We start from the raw sequence: 1,027 nt of genomic DNA on the forward strand, positions 1-1,027 counted from the left end.
TTCCTTGAGAAACCGGTTCGTCGTATTCTCGTCGATTTCTCCGAAAATTACCGGACTTAAGAGATCGCACCAGAAGATGGCCCATTTTTCTTGTTCTTTGTCCATTGCATCACCTCCCTTGATGGCTTTTGGAGGTGACGTTACCTCAGGTGAACGCGCAACGTATTGCCAGGTTGGTGAAAATCGACAGGTTGAAGGTGGCCTTAAAAAAAGCCTCGGTGACGATCAGCCGCAAGTAACTGAGCAGCTGCTTTTTACGGGACGGATGTTTGTATTTGCCATTCGCAATCGTCAGTTGGGCCAAATCGCGGTATGCCCGTGTGGCCGGGTTTTCCTGGCCGATCAGATTCAAGGCCGTTTGCGTGGTGTGGACCAGCCCCGACAGCGTTGTCACCCACCGGTGAACCGTTGATGGCGCAAGGCTTTTTTCTCCATCGGGATATCCCGCGACACTGAACTGCTCCATGTCCATGACCGCCTGTTGATAGGTGGTTGTATCGGATGTGAAATAGTTTTCGGTAAAGCCCATGATGGATTGACGGGTGTAGTGTTTATGCGGGAGGGCAAAATCGGGATAATAGGAAACCGTCTTCTTGCAGGCCGGGCAACGGAAACGGACCAACGGCGCATATTCGGGATGTACGGTCATGTCGACGATAATCAGGAAACGGCGTTCCCGATAGGCGTGGATCTTAAAGTAGCATGCCGCAAGACCGCATTGGGTACAGTCGGGCAGACGATGGGGTTTGATTTGGTCCTTTTCGACGTGCTCCAGATATGTTGTAATGTCTTCACGTGTCGCTGTTGGCGGCATGGGGGTATCCTTTTTTGGTGGTTGGGGGTTGTGGTGACCTTCCCATTTACCAGGGGGGATACCCCATTTCAATTGGCGGGGTAGTCTGGACTATCGTCCCAAATCACAAAACTGAACTGGCGGGGTAGCAAAACCTTGCGGGATAGCTGTCGGGCGGGGTTGCTGGGTAGCTTATTCTGAGACTCTTTACTCCAATTATTCAGAGAGTTAGCA

1 protein-coding gene is annotated in these 1,027 nt (G+C 51.6%); it reads right to left on the minus strand.

Annotation, left to right across the window (positions count from 1 at the left end; genetic code table 11):
* Positions 1 to 145 precede the first annotated feature (145 nt).
* The gene (locus JCM12296_RS35120) at positions 146 to 814 is read right to left on the minus strand and encodes a DUF6431 domain-containing protein (protein ID WP_054702830.1); all 669 of its coding nucleotides are present in this window, start codon (positions 812 to 814) and stop codon (positions 146 to 148) included.
* Between the last annotated feature and the right edge of the window lie 213 nt (positions 815 to 1,027).

The sequence above is a fragment of the Desulfosarcina cetonica JCM 12296 genome (assembly GCF_001311845.1).
GTDB lineage: Bacteria > Desulfobacterota > Desulfobacteria > Desulfobacterales > Desulfosarcinaceae > Desulfosarcina > Desulfosarcina cetonica.